The sequence below is a fragment of the Streptomyces sp. NPDC048270 genome (assembly GCF_040652335.1).
Lineage (GTDB): Bacteria > Actinomycetota > Actinomycetes > Streptomycetales > Streptomycetaceae > Streptomyces.
This window is the reverse complement of sequence record NZ_JBEZLV010000049.1, coordinates 15613-36316: the sequence shown is the minus strand read 5'-3', so window position 1 is coordinate 36316 and position 20704 is coordinate 15613. Positions and strand designations below refer to the sequence as shown.

Here is a 20704-nt window from a genome sequence, read left to right as displayed (position 1 = left end):
GTGCAGGAGGGTCCCCGCAGGACGAGCGCGCAACCAGAGCCGCACCTGCGTAGCCGGGGCTTCGTGCGCGAGCCGAGGAGACACTCCGGAGCGGCCCCGGCCCACCCCCCGACCCGGGCAGACGAGGGGATCGGGACTGCCCGTCCGAAGTCAGGCGTGGGGTGGGGACGTGCAGGAGGGTCCCCGCAGGACGAGCGCGCGACCTGGGCCGTGCTTGCGTAGCCGGGGCTTCGTGCGCGAGCCGAGGAGACACTCCGGAGCGGCGCCGCCCCACCCCCCGACCCGGGCAGGCAAGGGGATCGGGACTGCCCGTCCGAAGTCAGGCGTGGGGTGGGGACGTGCAGGAGGGTCCCCGCAGGACGAGCGCGCGACCTGGGCCGTGCTTGCGTAGCCGGGGCTTGGTGCGCGAGCCGAGGAGACACTCCGGAGGGGCCCCGGCCCACCCCCCGACACGGGTGGGTGAGGGGATCGGGACTGCCCGTCCGGAGTCAGGCGTGGGGTGGGGCGTGCAGGAGGGGGCCCCGCAGGACGAGTGCGCGACCTGGGTCGTGCTTGCGTAGCCGGGGGTTGGTGCGCGAGCCGAGGAGACACTCCGGAGCGGCCCCGGCCCAACCCCCGACCCGGGCAGGTCGGGGATCGGCTTTCCGGTAGGAGCGGGCTCGACCCGGGTGGGTGGGGGGGTCCGGGGTCAGCGGTCGGCGCGGCCCCGCCCCCCTGCTAGGCCCCCCGCAGGGGACACGGCAGGGGGTCGTCCGAGGTTGCCGGGCGGCCTTCGGACAGCCAGAAGAGGTAGTGGCCCAGGTCTTCCGCCAGGCCTCCGTCGATGTACGCGACGTACTCACGGGCCCCGCCGGCCGCCTCCCGTTCCTCCGCCCGGCTCGAGACCGACCACGTACGGTCCAGCGCCGCGGCCCACTCCCGGACCCGGCCCCGCTCCCGCCACCAGTCGCGGACGAGCTCCGGGGTCCAGTGGTCGTCACCGTCGCAGGCGTACCCCACCATCGGGTCCTGCGCGACCGCGCCCAGCAGCGCCAGCGCCTGCGCCGCGTCACGGGGCTGCCGGTAGACGAACTCGGCGCCCCACTCGTCCTCGTAGAGCACGTGCGCGGGGGCGATCAGCCGGCCCATCCAGCAGCTGTCGGTCCCCGCCCCGTAGAACGGCCCCGGCACGTTGCGCCAGTCGCGTTCCGCCCAGCGTTCGGGGCGCTTGTTCCACCATTCGCCGCGGAATTCCGGGGAGGGCAGCCACGTGCCGCCGTCCGGCGCGGGCAGCGGCCCGCTCTCCGCGGCCCGGACGGATGGCAGGGGGTCCCAGTAGCTCATGGTCGACAGCCTGTCACACGGCCGGGACGCAGCGGCCTTCCTCGGTGCGGTACTGCCACTTCGCCCCGTCCTCGACGAGCTCCCGCACCGCGCGGACGAAGCGCTCCACGTGCTCGTCGGGGGTGCCGGCGCCGAAGCTGACGCGGATCGCGTTCAGCGAGCGCTCCCCCGGGGCCGCCTCCGGCGCTCCGCACTCGCCCTGCGCCTGCGGCTCGCTGCCCAGCAGGGTGCGGACCAGCGGGTGGGCGCAGAACAGGCCGTCGCGGACGCCGATGCCGTACTCGGCGGACAGGGCGGCCGCGAAGTGGGAGCTGTTCCAGCCGTCCACCACGAAGGAGATGACGCCGACCCGCGGGGCGTCGTCGCCGAAGAGCGAGAGGACCCGGACCGCCGGGACATCGGCCAGCCCCTCGCGGACCTTGGCGATGAGGTGGCGCTCGCGGGCCACGAGGGCGTCGAACCCGGCTTCCTGCAGGGCGCGGCAGGCCGAGGCGATGGAGTAGACGCCGATGACGTTCGGGGAGCCGGCCTCGTGGCGGGCGGCCGTGGTGTGCCACTCGACGTCCACACCGCCGTCCGCCCGCCGGGCGACCTTGCGGGAGGCGCCGCCGCCCGCGAGGTACGGCTCGGCCTCCTGGAGCCAGTCCGCGCGCCCGGCGAGCACGCCCGAGCCGAAGGGGGCGTACAGCTTGTGCCCGGAGAAGGCGACCCAGTCCACGTCCAGGTCCCGGACCGAGACGGGGTGGTGCGGGGCGAGCTGGGCGGCGTCCAGGACGATCCGCGCGCCGTGGGCGTGCGCGGCCGCGGCGAGCTCCTTGACCGGCCACAGCTCACCGGTGACGTTGGACGCGCCGGTGACACAGACCAGCGCCGGGCCGTACGGCTCGCGGTCGGCGAGCGCCCGCTCCAGCGTGGCGACGGCCTCGTCCGGGGTGCGGGGCGCGTTGAGGTAGGTGACCTGCGCGTCCGTCCACGGCAGGAGCGAGGCGTGGTGCTCGGTCTCGAAGACGAAGACCTGGCAGCCGGCCGGGAGGACGGCCGCGAGCAGGTTGAGGGAGTCGGTGGTGGACCGGGTGAAGACCACCTGGTCGGCGGGGCGGCAGTCGAGGAACTCAGCGACCGTGGCCCGGCTCTGCTCGAAGAGGTCGGTGGAGAGCTGCGAGAGGTAGCCGGCGCCGCGGTGGACGCTGCCGTAGTACGGGGCGTACGCGGCCACGTCGTCCCAGACCCGCTGGAGCGCCGGGGCGCTGGCCGCGTAGTCGAGGGCCGCGTAGGTGACCTCGCCGCCGGTGACGAGCGGGACGGTGACGTCCCGGCCGAGGACCGCCAGCGGCTCGGCACAGGCGGGGTTCTCGGCGGAGGCGGAAGCGGAGGCGGAGGCGGAGGCGACGGAGGTGGCGACGGCGGCGTTCAGGGATGCGGACATGGCGGAATCTCCCGGCAGGCAGGGGTGAATGGCTTCGGTGTGCCCGTACGCGGCTACGGCGCGGCGCCGTGCTCAGGGGTACGGGAAGTCCTCGGAACCGGACGGGGGTACGCGGAAGCAGCCCTGGTCCGAGGGTGGAAGAGGGGCGGAGTCGCCCTATCGCATTCGCTTGCTCACGGAAAACGCTCCTCGAGAGACCAGGACCCCTGGTGTCGAGGGATCCGCGCTTGCCGTAGACCTCGCTGCCTACGGCCTGGTCATCACCCGGGGCACCCCGCCACGGAAGGAGGGTTGCCGGACAGCAAGCCGGGGCCTAAACGCTGTCACTCGTGACCTGGTCAGCATCCTGCCACAAGATCCCCCGCGCGCAAGACCCCGGTCCACGATGCGGACCGGGGCCGTGGCCGAAAACGCGCGGCGGTGGCTCAGGCGTTGCTGGCGGCCACCCACCGCTCGAGCGCCGCGCGGGCCGCGCCCGAGTCGATCGACTCCGCCGCCCGGGCGATGCCCGCCGCGATCTGCTCCTCCAGCGTGCCCGTGCCCGGGTCCAGCGCGACCAGGGCCGCCGCCGAGTTCAGCAGGACCGCCTCGCGGACCGGGCCGGTCTCGCCGGCCAGCAGACGGCGGGCGACGTCGGCGTTGAACGAGGCGTCGGCGCCGCGCAGCGCCGACACGTCGACCAGCGGGATCCCGACGTCCCGGGGGTCGAAGGGCTGCTCGGAGACCTTGCCGTCGCGGACCCACCACACCCGCGAGGTGGCCGTGGTGGTCAGCTCGTCCAGCCCGTCGTCGCCGCGGAAGACGAGCGCGGAGGAGCCGCGCTCGGCGAGCACGCCGGCCACGATCGGAGCCACCCGGGGGTCCGCGACGCCCGTGGCCTGTGCGCGGACCTGTGCGGGGTTGGTCAGCGGGCCCAGGAAGTTGAAGGTGGTGCGGATGCCCAGCTCCTTGCGGGCCGCGGCGACGTGCCGCAGCGCCGGGTGGAACTTCACGGCGAAGCAGAAGGTGATGCCGGCTTCCTCGACGACCTGCGCCACCCGGGCGGGGGTGAGGTCCAGGTTGACGCCGAGCTTCTCCAGCACGTCCGAGGAGCCGCTCGCGGAGGACGCGGCCCGGTTGCCGTGCTTGACCACCTTGGCGCCCGTACCGGCCACGACGATCGCCGACATGGTGGAGATGTTCACCGTCTTGGCCCCGTCGCCGCCGGTGCCGACGATGTCCACCGTCCGGCCGGGCACCTCGATGAGGTTGGCGTGCGCGTACATGGCCCGGACCAGGCCGTTGATCTCGGCGACCGTCTCCCCCTTGGCCCGCAGCGCGACCACGAAGCCGGCGATCTGGGCGTCGGTGGCCTCCCCGCGCATGATCCGGTCCATGGCCCAGGCGGTGTCCTCGGCACTCAGGTCCCGGCCGCTGAGCAGGGCGTCGAGAACGCCCGGCCAGCCGCGGGCCGCCACGCTGTCGCCGCCTGCCGGGGTCGCAACGTTCATGGTCCGCTCCTGCTGTCGTGGCCCGCCGGTGCGGGGGCCCACGTCGAATGGGAAGGGCTTCAGCCTATCCAGCCCCGGGGACGGCGAAGAGCCCCGTCCAGACACTGGACGGGGCTCTCGCCGTGGCGACACCGGGACTGACCGGAACCAGTCCCTCAAACGGGATCAGTGGTGGCCGTGGCCGCTCTGGATCTCCTTGTACTCCTCCACCGTGGGCTTCGGAATCTGGTTGTTCTCGGCGTAGAAGCCCTTGCTGAGCTTCGCGCGCAGCTTCTCGCTGAGCCTCACCTTGCGCTCGACGCCGTTCTCGTCGACCGTCGGGCCGACCTCGATCGGCTGGTACTGCGTGTACGAGGTGAGCGTGTGCAGCTTGTCCTGCGAGAGCGGCTCGTGGACCTCGACGAACTCACCGTGCGGCAGGCGCTTGATGATGCCGGTCTCGCGACCGTGCAGCACCTTGTCCCGGTCCCGGCGCTGGAGGCCGAGGCAGATCCGCTTGGTGGCGATGAAGGCGAGGACCGGGACGACGAAGAAGCCGATCCGGACGAACCAGGTGATCGAGTTGATCGAGAGGTGGAAGTACTGCGCGAACATGTCGTTTCCACCGCCGATCAGCAGGACGATGTACTCCGCGATCCAGGCGACACCGAAGGCCGTACGGGTCGGGACGTTGCGCGGGCGGTCCAGCAGGTGGTGCTCGCGCTTGTCACCGGTGACCCAGGACTCGATGAACGGCCAGACGGCGATCGAGCACAGCACCAGCGGGAAGAGCAGCAGCGGGATGAACACGCCCAGGACGAGCGTGTGGCCCCACAGGTTGATCTCCCAGCCGGGCATGGCACGGATCAGGCCTTCCGGCATACCCATGTACCAGTCGGGCTGCGCACCGGTGGACACGTGGTCCGGGCGGTACGGGCCGAGTGCCCAGATCGGGTTGATCGTGGCGATCGCCGCGATGGCCGAGATGACACCGAAGACCAGGAAGAAGAAGCCTCCGGCCTTGGCCATGTAGACCGGCAGCAGCGGCATGCCGACGACGTTGTTGTTCGTCTTGCCGGGGCCGGGGAACTGGGTGTGCTTGTGGTAGAAGACCAGGATCAGGTGGGCCACCAGCAGGCCCATCATGATGCCGGGCAGCAGCAGGATGTGCACCGAGTAGAACCGCGCGACGAAGTCGCCGCCCGGGAACTCCCCGCCGAACAGGAACATCGACAGGTACGTGCCGACGACCGGGACGGACAGGATGGCGCCCTGCATGAAGCGGACACCGGTACCCGACAGCAGGTCGTCCGGCAGCGAGTAACCGGTGAAACCGGTGAACATGCCGAGGAACAGCAGCAGGAAGCCGAAGATCCAGTTGACCTCGCGCGGCTTGCGGAACGCGCCGGTGAAGAAGACGCGCATCATGTGCACGATCATCGCCGCGACGAAGATCAGCGCGGCCCAGTGGTGGATCTGGCGGATCAGCAGGCCGCCGCGGACGTCGAAGCTGATGTCCAGGGTCGAGGCGAAGGCCTCGGACATCATGACGCCCTGCATGGGCACGTACGAGCCGTGGTAGACGACCTCGTTCATGCTCGGGTGGAAGAACAGCGTCAGGTACACACCCGTGAGGATGATGATGATGAAGCTGTAGAGGCAGATCTCACCCAGCATGAAGGACCAGTGGTCCGGGAAGATCTTGCGCATGTTGGCCTTGGCCAGGCCGTAGATGCCCAGGCGGCCGTCCGCCCAGTCGGCCACGCGCTCGCCGGCGGGCGCTTTGCGCGCCTTGGTGTCAGTGGTCGCAGTGCTCATCCGCGCTCCCAGAATGCAGGACCGACGGGCTCTTCGAAGTCGCCGAGCGCTTCGAGGAAGCCTTCGTCATTGACACCGATCCGCAGCTGCGGAAGCGCGTGACCGGCCGGGCCGAAGATGACACGGGCGCCGTCGGAGAGGTCGAAAGTGGACTGGTGGCACGGGCAGAGCACGTGGTGCGTCTGCTGCTCGTACAGGCTGATCGGGCAGCCGACGTGGGTGCAGATCTTGGAGTAGGCCACGATCCCGTCGTGGGACCACTCCAGCTCCTGCTTGTCCTTGATGTCGTCCGGCTGGATGCGGACGATCATCAGGGCGGCCTTGGCGATCTGGACCTGGAAGTCGTGCTGGTGCTCGTCCAGGCCTTCCGGCCTGGCGAAGGTCAGCGAACCGACCAGCACGTCCTCGGGACGCAGCGGCTCGTTCGTGTTGTCGTTGATGAGCAGCTTGCCCTTGGCCCACAGGGTCTTGCGCAGCTTGTCCTCGGGCAGCGGGCCCAGGTCGCGCATGATCATCACGGCGGAGAGCGGCAGCATGGCCAGCGCGCCCAGCATCGTGTTGCGGATCAGCGGGCGGCGGGCGATGCCCGACTCCTGCGCACCGTCGCGGAAGTCCTGCAGGACCTGCGCCTTGACCTCCGGCGGAGCGGCGATCTCGTGGCGCTCGGCGGCGACCTCCACGTCGGACATCAGGGTGCGGGCCCAGTGGACCGCGCCCGCGCCGATGCAGAACAGCGCCGCACCCAGGGTCATGCCCAGCGCGAAGTTGAGCGCGCTCACCTTCCCGATCGGGAAGATGTACACGATCTTGTCGACCGGGAAGATCACGTAGGAGGCGATGAAGGCCACCGTGGCCAGCATCGACAGCGTGAACAGCATCGCGACGGTGCGCTCGGAGCGCTTTGCCGCCCGCTCGTCGATGTCCTGGATGCGCGGCTTGTGGACCGGCAGGCCCGGGTCGGCGAACGGGTCGTCCGCCACCGCCACGGCACCGTGGTGCGCGTCGCCCTGCTCGCTCGGCAGGTGCTTCTCTTCGGGAATGTCTTGACTCATGACTTCTTGGCCTTAGCGGTGTGGGCCGCGACCCAGACGGCAACAGCGATCAGCGCACCCAGACCGAAGATCCAGCCGAACAGACCCTCGGAAACGGGACCGAGGCCGCCGAGCTTGAGGCCACCGGGGCTGGTGGACTTCTCGCCGTTGACGTTCTCGAGGTACGCGATGATGTCCTTCTTCTGCTTCTCCGGCATGGTGCTGTCCGGGAAGGAGGGCATGTTCTGCGGGCCGGTCAGCATGGCCTCGTAGATGTGCTTCGGCGAGACGTCCTCAAGGTTGGGGGCGTACTTGCCGTTCGTCAGTGCGCCGCCCTCGCCGGTGAAGTTGTGGCACTGCGCGCAGTTGTTGCGGAACAGCTCACCACCGTTGGCGATGTCGGCACCCGCCGGGTCGTACTGCTTCTCGGTCGGCGTGATCGGACCGGCACCGAGGGAGGCGATGTACGCCGCCAGCTGGTCGATCTGCGCCTGCGAGTAGATGTTGGGCTTCTTCGGCACCTGGGCGCCGGGCTGCTGGGCGGGCATGCGGCCCGTGCTCACCTGGAAGTCGACGGCCGCGGAGCCGACGCCGACCAGGCTCGGGCCGTCAGAGGAACCCTGACCGCCGGTTCCGTGGCAGCTTGCGCAACCCACGGCGTAGAGCTTCTTGCCCTCCTCGATGGCGAGGGACTGGGCGGTTTCATCGGCCTGCGCCTTGCCCGCGGGGGCGAAGGCGGCGTACAGCCCCCCAGTGGCCGCCAGCGCGAGGAGTAGAACGACGACCGCCGCCAGCGGATGGCGTCGTCGTGCGGAGAGCTTTTTCACGGATTACCCCGGTGTCAGGATCTTCTGCGTCGGTGTTTCTGGATGGAGTGCCGGGTCGGGCCCGGTGACGTGTTCGCTACTTGATCAGGTAGATCGTGGCGAAGAGGCCGATCCAGACGACATCGACGAAGTGCCAGTAGTAGGACACGACGATGGCCGACGTGGCCTGTTCGTGGGTGAACCTCTTGGCCGCGTACGTCCGGCCGAGGACCAGCAGGAAGGCGATGAGACCGCCCGTCACGTGCAGACCGTGGAACCCGGTGGTCAGGTAGAAGACCGAGCCGTACGGACCGGACGAGAGGCTCATGCCCTCGTGCTTGACCAGCTCGGTGTACTCGAACACCTGGCCGCCAATGAAGATCGCACCCATGACGAACGTGATGATGAACCACGTCCGGAGCTTCTTCACGTCACCGCGCTCGGCGGCGAATACGCCGAGCTGGCAGGTGAGCGAGGAGAGCACCAGGATCGTCGTGTTCGTCGCCGAGAAGGGCAGGTTCAGGCTCGACGCCTGTTCTGTCCAGTACTCGGCGCCTGTCACGGATCGCAGGGTGAAGTACATCGCGAAGAGGGCCGCGAAGAACATCAGCTCGGAACTCAACCAGATGATGGTTCCGACGCTGACGAGGTTCGGCCTGTTGACCGTCGGGTGCGCGTGCCCGGTATCTACTGTCGTTGCTGTCGCCACGACCGACATTATGTCGGTCGCTTATCCCGCCCTCACCCCGGGGGGTGCCGTTCGGAGTGTCCGGGGCGTGTGCAAGGCCCGAACGGCCCATCAGATGAGCCAATGAGCGTCTCCTGCGAGGGTGTCCGAACGGATGTCGACAGCGCATCGGGAGGAGTAGCATCCCGCGCAACATCAACGTGATTCACGTGACACGTGGAGGAACGAAATGCGGGCGACTGCGCGGGTTCTGGTCTACAGCGACGACGCGGGCACCCGGGAGCAGGTGCGGCTGGCGGCAGGGCGCAGGCCGGCCGCGGACCTGCCGCCGGTGGAGTTCCTGGAGTGCGCGACGCTGCCGGCGGTCCTGACGGAGCTGGACGCGGGCGGCGTGGACGTCTGCGTGCTGGACGGCGAGGCGGTTCCGGCCGGGGGCATGGGCGTGTGCCGGCAGATCAAGGACGAGATCTTCCGGTGTCCGCCGGTGCTGTTGCTGATGGGGCGCCCCCAGGACGCCTGGCTGGCCACCTGGAGCCGCGCGGACGCCGCCGTGACCCTTCCGGTGGACCCGGTGGAGTTCGCGGACGCGCTGGCGGCCCTGCTGCGGTCCCGGCTGTCCTCCTCGGCCGCCTGACAGGGCGTCCGCGGGCCCACGGGTTCCGTGGGCCCGGCGGCGGGCCGGGGTCAGACGGTGGGGCGCAGGCGGGCCTGGTCGACGGGGCTGCGGCCTTCCTGGGTGCCCTTGAGCAGGGCGCTGCCCTGGCGCCAGTCCTTCCAGTCCATGTTCCAGTCGCCGAAGCCGTTGCCGAAGATGTCCATGTCGTCGCCGATGCTGTTGATCACTTCGACGAGGTCGCCCTCGGTGATGTTCTCGTAGAACCAGGCGGCGTTGCCGGTGCTCATGCCGGTGCAGCCGTGGCTGACGTTCGCATAGCCGTGCGAGCCGATGGACCAGGGCGCGGCGTGGACGTATTCACCACTCCAGGTGACGCGAGTGGCGTAGTAGACGGGCAGGTTGTAGTACTCGCTGCCGCCGATGCCGACGGAGTCGCCGCGCATCCGGACGAAGTACTGCTTGCCGAGCACCACCTTGATGCCGTTGCGGGTGGAGAAGCCGGGCTTGCCGGTGGTGATCGGAATGGAATTGATCACTTCTCCGTTGCGCTTGAAGGTCATCCAGTGCGAGGCGGCGTCGGTGGTGACCTCGACGCGGTCGCCGATCTCCAGCTTCAGCGGCTTGGCCGCGGCTCCGTAGAGGTGGTCCTGGATCCGGACGCCCTCCAGGTTGCTCCGTACGGAGATCTCCGTGTTGGCGGGCCAGTACTCCTTGGGCCGGTAGTGGAGCTTCTTGTCGTCGACCCAGTGCCAGGCGCCCTCGACGCCGGCGGGGGCGCTGACGAGGAGGCCCCTTTCGATGACGCCGCGGGCGGCCTTGTCCTTGACGGGCTCGCTGAGGTCGGCCGTGAGGGGCTGTCCGACGCCGTATTTGCCTTCCTCCGGCCCGAATTCGACCTTCAGGACACCTTTGGCCGGGGTGGTCTCGAACGTGAGCGTGCGCTGCCCTGGAGCGCCCTCGGCGTTCTCGGTGCTGACGGTGATCGTGTAGCGGACACCCGCGGCCATGGACACCGTGTTGTGCCAGCGGTCGCCCTTGGCGGAGAGTTCGCCCGCCAGGCGGCGTCCGTGGGTGTCCACGACGGTGACGTCGGTGATCCGTGCCTCACCCCCCTTCGTCGTGACTTCGAGGGGCTTGTCGGGGTCCACCGGCCGGCTGCCGGCGGCCTGGTTGAAGGCGACGTGCCCGCCCGCGTCGTACGGGCGGGCTGACAGCGGGTTGTCGCCGGACCCGCATGCGGTGGCGCCGGCCCCGAGGGACGCGACCAGCAGGGAGCAGCTGAGTACCGTCCAAAGACGCGGTGAGTGCTTCATGGAGCCAACGCTATGAAGATATGACAATTAGGGCGCGCGGAGTGACTGCAAACGAGGGGCCCGGACTCCTCCGAAGAGGTGTCCGGGCCCCAGGTTCACTGCGTGTCACGGGTCTCGCTACTGGTTCTGGTTCTCACCGCGGTAGTACTCGTACACCCAGCCCCACAGGCCGATCAGGATGATCGGGGCCGAGAAGTACATGAGCCACCAGCCGAAGATGACGCCCATGAACGCGAGCGCGCCACCGATCGCCAGCGAGAGCGGCTGCCAGCTGTGCGGGGCGAAGAACCCCAGCTCGCCGGCCTCGTCGGCGACGTCGGCCTCCAGGTTGTCCTGGGCCATCTCGTCGACGCGCTTGGCCGTGAAGGCCAGGTAGTAGCCGATCATGACCGTCAGACCGAAGGTCAGGAACAGCGCGGTGGTGCCTACGGGCTCCTTCGACCACACGCCGTACACGACGGCCATGATCAGAACGAAGAAGGAGAGCCAGAGGAACATCTTGCCCTGGATCTTCACTTGCCGGCCTCCTTGCCGCTGGTGACGACCTTCGCACCGGGGTGGTCCTCGAGGTGGTCGAGGGCCGCGATCTCCGGGTGGTGCAGGTCGAACGCCGGGGACTCGGAACGGATCCGCGGCAGGGTGAGGAAGTTGTGCCGCGGCGGCGGGCAAGACGTCGCCCATTCGAGCGAACGCCCGTAGCCCCACGGGTCGTCGACCTCGATCTTCTTCCCGTACTTCGCCGTCTTCCAGACGTTGTACATGAAGGGCAGCATCGACAGGCCGAGCAGGAACGAGCTGATCGTCGAGATCGTGTTCAGCGCGGTGAACCCGTCGGCGGCGAGGTAGTCCGCGTAACGGCGCGGCATGCCCTCGGCGCCCAGCCAGTGCTGCACCAGGAAGGTGCCGTGGAAGCCGATGAACAGCGTCCAGAAGGTGATCTTGCCCAGACGCTCGTCCAGCATCTTGCCCGTGAACTTCGGCCACCAGAAGTGGAAGCCGGAGAACATCGCGAAGACCACGGTGCCGAAGATCACGTAGTGGAAGTGCGCGACGACGAAGTACGAGTCGGAGACGTGGAAGTCCATCGGGGGCGAGGCCAGGATGACGCCGGTCAGACCACCGAAGGTGAAGGTGATCAGGAAGCCGACGGCCCAGAGCATCGGTGTCTCGAAGGACAGCGAGCCCTTCCACATGGTGCCGATCCAGTTGAAGAACTTCACACCGGTCGGTACCGCGATCAGGAAGGTCATGAAGGAGAAGAACGGCAGCAGCACACCGCCGGTGACGTACATGTGGTGGGCCCACACCGTCACCGAGAGGCCGGCGATCGCGATCGTCGCGCCGATCAGGCCGATGTAACCGAACATCGGCTTGCGGGAGAAGACCGGGATCACTTCGGAAATGATTCCGAAGAACGGCAGGGCGATGATGTACACCTCTGGGTGTCCGAAGAACCAGAAGAGGTGCTGCCACAGCAAGGCGCCGCCGTTGGCCGAGTCGAAGACGTGCGCGCCGAACTTGCGGTCCGCCTCCAGCGCGAAGAGCGCGGCGGCCAGCACCGGGAAGGCGAGCAGGACCAGGACACCGGTCAGCAGAACGTTCCAGGTGAAGATCGGCATGCGGAACATCGTCATGCCGGGAGCGCGCATGCAGATGATCGTGGTGATGAAGTTGACCGAGCCGAGGATCGTGCCGAAGCCGGAGAAGGCCAGACCCATGATCCACATGTCGGCGCCGATGCCCGGCGAGCGGACGGCGTCCGACAGCGGGGAGTAGGCGAACCAACCGAAGTCGGCCGCGCCGTTCGGCGTGGCGAAACCGGCCACCGCGATGGTCGAGCCGAAGAGGTACAGCCAGTACGCGAACATGTTCAGCCGCGGGAACGCCACGTCGGGCGCGCCGATCTGCAGCGGCATGATCCAGTTCGCGAATCCGGCGAACAGCGGCGTCGCGAACATCAGCAGCATGATCGTGCCGTGCATCGTGAACGCCTGGTTGAACTGCTCGTTCGACATGATCTGCGTGCCCGGACGGGCCAGCTCGGCGCGCATGAACAGCGCCATGACGCCGCCGATGATGAAGAACACGAACGACGTGACCAGGTACATCGTGCCGATGGTCTTGTGGTCGGTGGTGGTGAGCCACTTGACGACCACGTTGCCCGGCTGCTTGCGCCGTACCGGCAGCTCGTTCTCGTACGAGTCAGCTGCGGCGGCACCCTGGGATTCGTTGAGGATGCTCACAGTTTGTTCGTCTCCGCATTCCGGGCCGGGTCGGTCTGCTTGATGCCGGCCGGCAGGAAGCCGGTCTGACCCTTCTCCGCCAGCTCCTTCAGGTGCGCCCGGTACTCCTCGGGCGAGACCACCTTGACGTTGAAGAGCATCCGGGAGTGGTCGACGCCGCAGAGCTCGGCGCACTTGCCCATGAAGGTGCCTTCTTGGGTCGGGGTGACCTCGAAGACGTTGGTGTGGCCCGGGATGACGTCCTGCTTGAACAGGAAGGGGACCACCCAGAAGGAGTGGATGACGTCGTTCGACGACAGGATGAAGCGGACCTTCTCACCCTTGGGCAGGTACAGCGTCGGCCCGGGGTTGTTCGTGTCCGCGTTGCGGTCGCCGGGGACGCCCTTCTGGTAGACGCCTTCGGCGCCCTGGGGGAAGTCCTTGGCGAAGCGGTCCGGGATGGAGGCGAGTTCCTTCGGAACCTCGCCCGCCTTCGGGGTGGCCGCGTCGCCGTCGACGTTCTCGATGTAGTTGAAGCCCCAGCTCCACTGGAAGCCGACCACGTTGATCGTGTGCGCCGGCTTGGCGGAGAGGGAGAGCAGCTTCGACTCGTCACGCGCGGTGAAGTAGAAGAGCACCGAGACGATGATGAGCGGGACCACGGTGTACAGCGCCTCGATGGGCATGTTGTACCGGGTCTGCGGGGGGACCTCAACCTTCGTCCGGCTACGCCGGTGGAAGATGACGCTCCACATGATCAGGCCCCACACCAGGATGCCCGTGATCAGCGCGGCCGCCCAGGATCCCTGCCACAGGGAGAGGATGCGCGGCGCCTCCTCGGTGACCGGAGTCGGCATTCCGAGGCGGGGAAAGTCTTGCCAGTTAAGCGAGCAACCAGTGGCGGTCGCCAGGACCGCGCCCGCAGTCAGCGCCTGCAGCAGCTTCCGCCGCATCGGGCGCCGCGGCGAGCGGTCGGAGCCGTAGGGACTCACGTAGCGCCTTCCCGAGAGTCTCGGCCCGCGCGGCCGGCCGCGGCCGTGTTCGGGTCGGTCGCCGGCCCTGACGCAGGCAGGGGTTTGGATGTTTATGCGGACCAAACCCTACTGGACGCTATTTGGGGTCGCGCGGGGAGGGTGCCCAACGCGCCGCTACTGCCCCCGAAGGGATGGATCCGCCGTCCGGGGGATGCTGCGAGTGGCCCTGAATGGCGGCCTCCGGAAGACATATGACGGCCCCTGACCTCGGGCGCTCCCGGTCGCCGGTTAGCGTGCCCGTATGCCGTACTTCGACACCGCGTCCGCCGCCCCGCTGCACCCCGTGGCCCGGCAGGCGCTGCAGGCCTCCCTGGACGAGGGCTGGGCCGATCCCGCCCGCCTGTACCGGGAGGGCAGGCGGGCACGGCTGCTGCTGGACGCGGCGCGGGAGGCGGCCGCGGACGCGGTGGGCTGCCGGGCCGACGAGCTGGTGTTCACTCCTTCGGGGACGCACGCGGTTCACACGGGGGTCGCGGGGGTCCTCGCGGGGCGCCGGCGCGCCGGGAGCGGGCTGGTGGTGTCGGCGGTCGAACACAGTTCTGTACTCCACGCGGCGCAGGCTCACGAGAGCGCCGGGGGCCGGGTCACCGAGGTCCCGGTGGACCGGTACGGCGCGGTGACGGCCGCCGGTTACGCGGGGGCCCTGGGCCCGTCGACCGCGCTGGCCTGCCTCCAGTCCGCCAACCACGAGGTGGGCACGGTCCAGCCGGTGGCGGAGGTGGCCGTGGCCTGCGCGGAGGCGGGGGTCCCGCTGCTGGTGGACGCGGCGCAGTCGCTGCCGTGGGGGCCGGTGGAGGGCGCCTGGTCCGTGCTGGCCGGGAGTGCGCACAAGTGGGGCGGGCCGCCGGGGGTGGGGCTGCTGGCCGTGCGCAAGGGGGTCCGGTTCTCCCCCCAACACCCCTCGGACGAAAGGGAGTCGGGCCGCTCCCCCGGCTTCGCGAACCTTCCCGCGATCGTGGCGGCGGCGGCGTCCTTGCGGGCCGTGCGGGCCGAGGCGGACGCGGAGGCGGCCCGGCTGCGGATCCTGGTGGACCGGATCCGGCGGCGGGTGGTCCGGCTGGTCCCGGACGTGGAGGTGGTCGGCCATCCGGACCTCCGGCTGCCCCACCTGGTCACGTTCTCCTGCCTGTACGTGGACGGCGAGATCCTGCTGCACGAGCTGGACCGGGCCGGGTACTCGGTCTCGTCGGGCTCCTCGTGCACGAGCTCCACACTGACCCCCAGTCACGTGCTGCGGGCGATGGGCGTGCTGTCGGAGGGCAACGTACGGGTCTCCCTGCCGCCGGGGACCACGGCGGAGGAGGTCAACGGGTTCCTGGAGGTGCTGCCGGGCGCGGTGTCCGGGGTACGGGAGCGGCTGGGTGTGACCGAGCCGGTCGCGGCGGCCGGGGAGGCCCCGGAGGGCGGCCAGGCACCGGAGTCCCTGGAGCTGGACGCGCTCGGGCTGCGGTGCCCGCAGCCGGTGATCGAGCTGGCCGCGGCGATCGGGCGGGTGCCGGTGGGGGGCACGGTCACGGTCGTCTCCGACGACGAGGTGGCCCGGCTGGACATCCCGGCGTGGTGCGGCATGCGGGGCCACGCGTATCTCGGCGAAGCCGAGCGCGAGGTCGGCACCGCCTACACGGTGCGCCGCCTGACCTGACCGCCCCGCCTCCTGGGGCTCCGCCCCCGGCTCCCGTGCCGCAACCCCGGCGGGCCGGATGGGGCGCGCCCCCCGTGTCCCGACCCCGGCTCCGCCGGGCACCGGGCTCCGCCCGGACCCGCGCCTCAAACGCCGGCGGGGCTGGATATGGCCGCTGCCGCCCGTCGGGCGCCGCGTGGTCCGGCTGACGCCGGCCCGAATTCAGCCTCGCCGGCGTTTGAGGCACGGGTCCGGGCGGAGCCCCGGCGACGGGCCCGGCCGCCCGAAGCGCAGGGCTTCGGAGGGGGCGGGCCCGCGCAGCGGGAGGCGTGGGCCCGCCGGCCCGGAGCGCATGGCTTCGGAGAGGCGGGGCCGCGCGGCGGGAGGCGTGGGCCCGCCGGCCCCGAGCGCAGGGCTTCGGAGGGGGCGGGGCCGTGCTGCGGTCAGGCCAGGTGGGCCTTGACCTCGGTGGCGGCCTCGTCGCCGTAGGCCTTGGTGAAGCGCTCCATGAAGTGGGCGCGGGCCAGGGTGTACTCCTGCGTGCCCAGGGTCTCGATCACCAGCGTGGCCAGCATGCAGCCGACCTGCGCGGCGCGCTCCAGGCCGACGCCCCAGCCCAGCCCCGTGAGGAACCCGGCGCGGAACGCGTCGCCGACGCCCGTCGGGTCGACCTTCGCGGTCTCCTCCGGGCAGCCGACGACGATCGGCTCCTCGCCCACCCGCTCGATCTTGACGCCGTTGGAGCCCAGCGTGGTCACGCGGGTGCCGACCTTCGCCAGGATCTCCGCGTCGGACCAGCCCGACTTGGACTCGATGAGGCCCTTCTCGTACTCGTTCGAGAAGAGGTACGTCGCGCCCTCCATCAGGGTGCGGATGTTGTCGCCGTCCATCCGGGCGATCTGCTGCGAGAAGTCGGCGGCGAAGGGGATCCCCCGCGTCCGGCACTCCTCTGTGTGGCGCAGCATCGCCTCGGGGTCGTCCGCGCCGATCAGGACGAGGTCGAGCCCGCCCACCCGGTCGGCGACGGCCTTCAGCTCGATCAGGCGGGCCTCGCTCATCGCGCCCGTGTAGAAGGAGCCGATCTGGTTGTGGTCGGAGTCCGTGGTGCACACGAAGCGCGCGGTGTGCAGTACCTCGGAGATGCGGACGGACTCGGTGTCGACGCCGTGCCGGTCGAGCCAGGCGCGGTACTCGTCGAAGTCGTAGCCGGCTGCGCCGACCAGGATCGGGCGGCTGCCGAGCTGCCCCATGCCGAAGCAGATGTTCGGGCCGACACCGCCCCGCCGGACGTCGAGGTTGTCGACGAGGAAGGAGAGGGAGACCGTGTGCAGCTGGTCCGCGACCAGCTGGTCGGCGAATCGGCCGGGGAAGGTCATGAGGTGGTCGGTGGCGATGGAGCCGGTGACTGCGATGCGCACGGCGTGACGCTCCTGCGGAGGACGGCGGCAAGGGGGACAGTCAAAACTACCCGGTCGACGGCCGGGTGCCGAACGGCCGAAACTACCCCGTAGTAGGTCTTTCTTCACGTACGGCGCGGTGCCTACGGTGCCTTCATGACCTACACCGACGGATACGGCTACTCCGAGTACACCGAGTACACCGCCGACAGGCGCGGCGCGGAAGGCCCGCGACAGCCCGGCTTCGCCCGGCTGCTCGGCGACTGCGCCCGGATGGCCCCGCACTGGGCGGCGGAGGCGGGCCCCCGGCCGGTGCGCGTGGCACCCTCGCAGATCCACGGGATCAGCGTGCCCCCGGCGTCGGCGCGGCTGATCGCGTCGACCGCCGCGTACGGGGACCAGTAGGACGGGAACCGGTTGCGCCCCTGTTCCGTCCCACCCGCATCAGGCAGGACGGGACAGGTGAAGGAGCGATGCGGTGACCAGCGAACAACCCGGCACATCACCCGGCACACGACGGCGGCCGTCCTGGGCCGTCGGCTCGATCGCGGCCGCCGTCCTGCTGGCGGGCGGCGGGACGGCGTACTGGGCGTCCACCGCCCACGGCGACGGGGCGGCCCCCGGTGCGGAGCGGGGCGCGGCCTCGGCGCCGCGTGACGCGGGCGACCCGACGGGGCCCGGGATCGCGCCCGGGGAGCCCGATCCGGCCGGCGGCGGTGTCGTCTACCGGGCGGACGTGCAGCTTCCGGAGGCCCCGGCCACCGCGCCCTCCTTCAGCGCGTCCGGGGAGGTCTCCTCGGACGCGGTGGCCCGGCTCGCGGCGGCCCTGAGCGTGCCCGGCACACCGCGGCTGAACGGGGACGTCTGGCTGGCCGGTGAGGCCGCCGACGGCGCCGGGCCCCGGCTCACGGTGACCCGTACGGCCCCGGGGACGTGGAACTTCAACCGCTTCCAGGCGGGCTCGGGGACGGGGAAGAGCACCGGCGACGACTGTGTCCGCGGCAAGGACACCTGCGGCCCGGCCACCCTCCCGCGGGACGCGGGGGCCGCGCCGGAGGCGGGCTCCGGCAAGCCGGTCTCCGAGGAGGCGGCCAAGGCGGCGGCCCGCCCGGTGCTGGCCGCCGCCGGCCAGGATTCGGCCAAGCTCGACGCCCGGCTGACCCAGGGCTCCGTTCGGGTGGTGACGGCGGACCCGGTGGTCGGCGGGCTGCCCACGCAGGGCTGGTCCACCAAGGTGAGCGTGGGCGCCGACGGCTCGGTGGCGGCGGGCAGCGGCGAGCTGGCGGCCCCGGTGCGGGCGGCCGAGCAGCCGGTGGTCGGGGCCGTGGAGGCGCTGGCCCGGCTGAACGCGAGGTCGGGCGGTACGGACGGCAGCGGCACCGGCCCGAGCGGCTGCGCGACCTCGGTCCCGCTGGAGCCGGACCGCCCCGCGGGGGCCACGGACGCCCCGCCGTGCGATCCGGAGCCGCGGCCGATGAAGCCGCCGCGTACGGAGACGGTCAAGGGCGCCGTGCTGGGCCTGGCGGCCGGGACGGTGGACGGGTCACGGGGTCTGGTCCCGGCCTGGCTGTTCGAGGTGGCGGGCAAGGACGGCGCCCCGGGCCACACGGTGGCCGAGCCGGCCGCTGCCGCCGAGGGCGGTGGGACGGCCCCCGCGCCGAATGACGGCCGGACCGTGCCCGGGTTCTCGTACGCGGAGGCGGACCGGAAGCTGACCGTGAACTTCTGGGGCAGCCCGTGCAGCAGCTATGCCGCGTCGGCCCGGGAGGCCGCCGACTCGGTCCTGGTGAAGATCACGGACACTCCGCTCCAGCCGGGCCAGGCCTGCATCATGCTCGCTCAGGAGATGTCCGTCACGGTGACGCTCGAGAAGCCGCTGGGCGGCCGCAAGGTGGTCGACACCAACACGGGCAAGCCGCTCCCCCGGCAGTAGCGGGTTTCCGGACACCGCGGGGGCGGATACGACGAGGGCCCGTCTCCGGTCGCGTGCGCGACCGGAGACGGGCCCTCGTGCGTACAGGTCCAGGTTTAGCTGAACGAGTCGCCGCAGGCGCAGGAGCCCGTGGCGTTGGGGTTGTCGATCGTGAAGCCCTGCTTCTCGATGGTGTCGACGAAGTCGATGGAGGCACCGTGCAGGTACGGGGAGCTCATCCGGTCGGTGACGACCTTCACACCGTCGAAGTCCTTCACGACGTCGCCGTCGAGGGAGCGCTCGTCGAAGAAGAGCTGGTAGCGCAGGCCGGAGCAGCCACCGGGCTGGACGGCGACGCGCAGCGCCAGGTCATCGCGGCCTTCCTGCTCCAGCAGGGTCCTGACCTTCTCGGCGGCGGCGTCGGACAGGAGGATGCCGTCGCTCACAGTGGTCTTGTCGTCCTGTACGGACATCTGCATTCACTCCCGAAGTGGGCGGCTCCCCACGCGGAGGCGGGGATACGTCGGACTCTTGCCGTCGGTGGCAACGAGCGGGACCGCGGATTCATTCCGGGACCCGACGCTTGTTTCAGATATTCATGCTCGCACATCGCGGGTCGGGCGGACCTCAAAGAACGACGGGGCGATACCGGGTGATGCGTCACATTGACACTATCGGCATCGTCAAACTGACGTGAACCGGTTATGATAGATAACGTCAAGTAGACGAGAAGTCGAACCGGCGCCAGAAGAAGTCCCTCGTCAGTCCCTCGTCGCAGAACAGAAAGGGTGCGTGTCGTGACCACCGCCCAGCCTTTGGACGTCCAGCCGACGCCCCTCGCCCTGCTGCTGCTCGGCCGCGAGGCCGACCCCAAGAGCGAGCGCGGGGTGGAATGCCCCGGCGACCTGCCCTCGCCGTCGGACCCGGACCTCGTGGCGCGCGCCCGCGCGGCCAAGGAGAAGCTCGGGGACAAGGTCTTCATCCTCGGCCACCACTACCAGCGTGACGAGGTCATCGAGTTCGCCGACGTCACCGGCGACTCCTTCAAGCTGGCCAAGGACGCGGCCGCCAAGCCGGAGGCCGAGTACATCGTCTTCTGCGGCGTGCACTTCATGGCCGAGTCCGCCGACATCCTGACCTCCGACGACCAGAAGGTGGTCCTGCCGGACCTGGCCGCGGGCTGCTCGATGGCCGACATGGCCACCGCCGAGCAGGTCGCGGAGTGCTGGGACGTGCTGACCGAGGCCGGCATAGCCGAGGTGACGGTCCCCGTCTCCTACATGAACTCCTCCGCCGACATCAAGGCCTTCACCGGCAAGCACGGCGGCACGATCTGCACCTCGTCCAACGCGAAGAAGGCCCTGGAGTGGGCGTTCGAGCAGGGCGAGAAGATCCTCTTCCTCCCGGACCAGCACCTGGGCCGCAACACGGCCGTCCGCGACATGGGCATGTCCCTGGACGACTGCGTCCTGTACAACCCGCACAAGCCGAACGGCGGCCTGACCGCCGAGCAGCTTCGGAACGCCAAGATGATCCTGTGGCGCGGGCACTGCTCGGTGCACGGCCGCTTCTCGGTCGACTCCGTCAACGACGTGCGCGCCCGCATCCCCGGCGTGAACGTCCTGGTCCACCCCGAGTGCAAGCACGAGGTCGTGGCGGCCGCGGACTACGTCGGTTCGACGGAGTACATCATCAAGGCGCTGGAGGCGGCCCCGGCCGGCTCCAAGTGGGCCATCGGCACCGAGCTGAACCTGGTCCGCCGCCTGGCGAACCGATTCGCCGCCGAGGACAAGGAAGTCGTCTTCCTCGACAAGACGGTCTGCTTCTGCTCGACGATGAACCGCATCGACCTCCCCCACCTGGTGTGGACCCTGGAGTCCCTGGCCGAGGGCAACCTCGTCAACCAGATCCAGGTCGACAAGGAGACCGAGAGCTTCGCGAAGCTGGCCCTGGAGCGGATGCTGGCTCTTCCGTAGCCGCGGCACCGGACCAACGGCGAAAGGGGCACCCCTCGGGGTGCCCCTTTCG

The 20704-nt window shown here is 70.1% G+C and carries 18 protein-coding genes and 1 riboswitch; of the genes, 5 read left to right on the top strand and 13 right to left on the bottom strand.

Annotation, left to right across the window (positions count from 1 at the left end):
* Positions 1 to 717: 717 nt before the first annotated feature.
* The 7 genes from AB0D66_RS29995 to AB0D66_RS29965 all read right to left on the bottom strand — a co-directional run bounded on the left by AB0D66_RS29995 (position 718) and on the right by AB0D66_RS29965 (position 8591).
* Entirely contained in the window at positions 718 to 1323 is a 606-nt protein-coding gene (locus AB0D66_RS29995) for a ferredoxin (protein ID WP_362310247.1), read from the bottom strand.
* Positions 1324 to 1336: 13 nt separating this feature from the next.
* Positions 1337 to 2749, bottom strand: a complete 1413-nt coding sequence (locus AB0D66_RS29990; RefSeq protein ID WP_362310244.1) for an aminotransferase class V-fold PLP-dependent enzyme — start codon at positions 2747 to 2749, stop codon at positions 1337 to 1339.
* A gap of 218 nt (positions 2750 to 2967) precedes the next feature.
* A riboswitch (SAM riboswitch) is annotated at positions 2968 to 3084 on the bottom strand.
* A 90-nt stretch (positions 3085 to 3174) separates the two neighbouring features.
* A complete protein-coding gene (gene trpD, locus AB0D66_RS29985; protein ID WP_362310241.1) occupies positions 3175 to 4239 on the bottom strand; it encodes an anthranilate phosphoribosyltransferase in 1065 nt (354 codons plus the stop codon).
* Between the two features lie 165 nt (positions 4240 to 4404).
* On the bottom strand, positions 4405 to 6036 hold the full coding sequence (locus AB0D66_RS29980; protein ID WP_362310238.1) for a ubiquinol-cytochrome c reductase cytochrome b subunit: 1632 nt from the start codon (positions 6034 to 6036) through the stop codon (positions 4405 to 4407).
* Entirely contained in the window at positions 6033 to 7088 is a 1056-nt protein-coding gene (locus AB0D66_RS29975; RefSeq protein WP_362310235.1) for a Rieske 2Fe-2S domain-containing protein, read from the bottom strand. Before AB0D66_RS29975 ends, AB0D66_RS29980 begins: the two co-directional genes overlap by 4 nt.
* On the bottom strand, positions 7085 to 7894 hold the full coding sequence (locus tag AB0D66_RS29970; RefSeq protein ID WP_069919976.1) for a c-type cytochrome: 810 nt from the start codon (positions 7892 to 7894) through the stop codon (positions 7085 to 7087). The genes AB0D66_RS29975 and AB0D66_RS29970 overlap by 4 nt, the downstream gene beginning before the upstream one ends.
* 76 nt (positions 7895 to 7970) lie before the next feature.
* Entirely contained in the window at positions 7971 to 8591 is a 621-nt protein-coding gene (locus tag AB0D66_RS29965) for a heme-copper oxidase subunit III (protein WP_069919977.1), read from the bottom strand.
* A gap of 199 nt (positions 8592 to 8790) precedes the next feature.
* Here AB0D66_RS29965 and AB0D66_RS29960 point away from each other — a divergent pair, with 199 nt between their 5' ends.
* A complete protein-coding gene (locus AB0D66_RS29960) occupies positions 8791 to 9195 on the top strand; it encodes a hypothetical protein (protein WP_362310230.1) in 405 nt (134 codons plus the stop codon).
* 50 nt (positions 9196 to 9245) lie between these two features.
* Here the strand turns inward: AB0D66_RS29960 and AB0D66_RS29955 are convergent, their stop codons facing one another.
* From AB0D66_RS29955 to coxB, 4 genes are all read right to left on the bottom strand, one after another.
* Positions 9246 to 10490 carry an Ig-like domain-containing protein gene (locus AB0D66_RS29955; protein ID WP_362310227.1) on the bottom strand — a complete coding sequence of 415 codons (1245 nt, stop codon included), beginning with the start codon at positions 10488 to 10490 and terminating at the stop codon, positions 9246 to 9248.
* 117 nt (positions 10491 to 10607) lie between these two features.
* Entirely contained in the window at positions 10608 to 11006 is a 399-nt protein-coding gene (locus AB0D66_RS29950) for a cytochrome c oxidase subunit 4 (protein ID WP_362310224.1), read from the bottom strand.
* Positions 11003 to 12733 (bottom strand): cytochrome c oxidase subunit I, encoded by a 1731-nt coding sequence (gene ctaD, locus AB0D66_RS29945; RefSeq protein WP_362310221.1) that lies wholly within the window; start codon positions 12731 to 12733, stop codon positions 11003 to 11005. Before ctaD ends, AB0D66_RS29950 begins: the two co-directional genes overlap by 4 nt.
* On the bottom strand, positions 12730 to 13704 hold the full coding sequence (gene coxB / locus AB0D66_RS29940; RefSeq protein ID WP_362310219.1) for a cytochrome c oxidase subunit II: 975 nt from the start codon (positions 13702 to 13704) through the stop codon (positions 12730 to 12732). The genes ctaD and coxB overlap by 4 nt, the downstream gene beginning before the upstream one ends.
* 283 nt (positions 13705 to 13987) lie before the next feature.
* On the opposite strand from coxB, the gene AB0D66_RS29935 reads away from it, so the two are divergent.
* Entirely contained in the window at positions 13988 to 15388 is a 1401-nt protein-coding gene (locus tag AB0D66_RS29935; protein ID WP_362310216.1) for an aminotransferase class V-fold PLP-dependent enzyme, read from the top strand.
* 422 nt (positions 15389 to 15810) lie between these two features.
* Here the strand turns inward: AB0D66_RS29935 and AB0D66_RS29930 are convergent, their stop codons facing one another.
* Positions 15811 to 16785 carry a carbohydrate kinase family protein gene (locus AB0D66_RS29930; protein ID WP_362310214.1) on the bottom strand — a complete coding sequence of 325 codons (975 nt, stop codon included), beginning with the start codon at positions 16783 to 16785 and terminating at the stop codon, positions 15811 to 15813.
* A 135-nt stretch (positions 16786 to 16920) separates the two neighbouring features.
* On the opposite strand from AB0D66_RS29930, the gene AB0D66_RS29925 reads away from it, so the two are divergent.
* Together AB0D66_RS29925 and AB0D66_RS29920 are read left to right on the top strand one after the other, a co-directional pair.
* Positions 16921 to 17169: a hypothetical protein gene (locus tag AB0D66_RS29925; protein WP_362310211.1), complete on the top strand. Its 249-nt coding sequence runs from the start codon at positions 16921 to 16923 to the stop codon at positions 17167 to 17169.
* Positions 17170 to 17242: 73 nt separating this feature from the next.
* Positions 17243 to 18697 (top strand): hypothetical protein, encoded by a 1455-nt coding sequence (locus AB0D66_RS29920; protein ID WP_362310209.1) that lies wholly within the window; start codon positions 17243 to 17245, stop codon positions 18695 to 18697.
* 95 nt (positions 18698 to 18792) lie between these two features.
* On the opposite strand, the gene erpA is transcribed toward AB0D66_RS29920, so the two are convergent.
* A complete protein-coding gene (erpA, locus tag AB0D66_RS29915; RefSeq protein WP_030010511.1) occupies positions 18793 to 19149 on the bottom strand; it encodes an iron-sulfur cluster insertion protein ErpA in 357 nt (118 codons plus the stop codon).
* A 315-nt stretch (positions 19150 to 19464) separates the two neighbouring features.
* On the opposite strand from erpA, the gene nadA reads away from it, so the two are divergent.
* Positions 19465 to 20652: a quinolinate synthase NadA gene (gene nadA / locus AB0D66_RS29910; protein WP_362310205.1), complete on the top strand. Its 1188-nt coding sequence runs from the start codon at positions 19465 to 19467 to the stop codon at positions 20650 to 20652.
* The last annotated feature ends 52 nt before the right edge of the window (positions 20653 to 20704 follow it).

Excerpts from the sequence above, each read along its gene's own strand:
- AB0D66_RS29995 (WP_362310247.1), bottom strand. The coding sequence starts at position 1,323 with ATGAGCTACTGGGACCCCCTGCCATCCGTCCGGGCCGCGGAGAGCGGG.
- AB0D66_RS29990 (WP_362310244.1), bottom strand. The coding sequence starts at position 2,749 with ATGTCCGCATCCCTGAACGCCGCCGTCGCCACCTCCGTCGCCTCCGCC.
- trpD (WP_362310241.1), bottom strand. The coding sequence starts at position 4,239 with ATGAACGTTGCGACCCCGGCAGGCGGCGACAGCGTGGCGGCCCGCGGC.
- AB0D66_RS29980 (WP_362310238.1), bottom strand. The coding sequence starts at position 6,036 with ATGAGCACTGCGACCACTGACACCAAGGCGCGCAAAGCGCCCGCCGGC.
- AB0D66_RS29975 (WP_362310235.1), bottom strand. The coding sequence starts at position 7,088 with ATGAGTCAAGACATTCCCGAAGAGAAGCACCTGCCGAGCGAGCAGGGC.
- AB0D66_RS29965 (WP_069919977.1), bottom strand. The coding sequence starts at position 8,591 with ATGTCGGTCGTGGCGACAGCAACGACAGTAGATACCGGGCACGCGCAC.
- AB0D66_RS29960 (WP_362310230.1), top strand. The coding sequence starts at position 8,791 with ATGCGGGCGACTGCGCGGGTTCTGGTCTACAGCGACGACGCGGGCACC.
- AB0D66_RS29955 (WP_362310227.1), bottom strand. The coding sequence starts at position 10,490 with ATGAAGCACTCACCGCGTCTTTGGACGGTACTCAGCTGCTCCCTGCTG.
- AB0D66_RS29935 (WP_362310216.1), top strand. The coding sequence starts at position 13,988 with ATGCCGTACTTCGACACCGCGTCCGCCGCCCCGCTGCACCCCGTGGCC.
- AB0D66_RS29925 (WP_362310211.1), top strand. The coding sequence starts at position 16,921 with ATGACCTACACCGACGGATACGGCTACTCCGAGTACACCGAGTACACC.
- erpA (WP_030010511.1), bottom strand. The coding sequence starts at position 19,149 with ATGTCCGTACAGGACGACAAGACCACTGTGAGCGACGGCATCCTCCTG.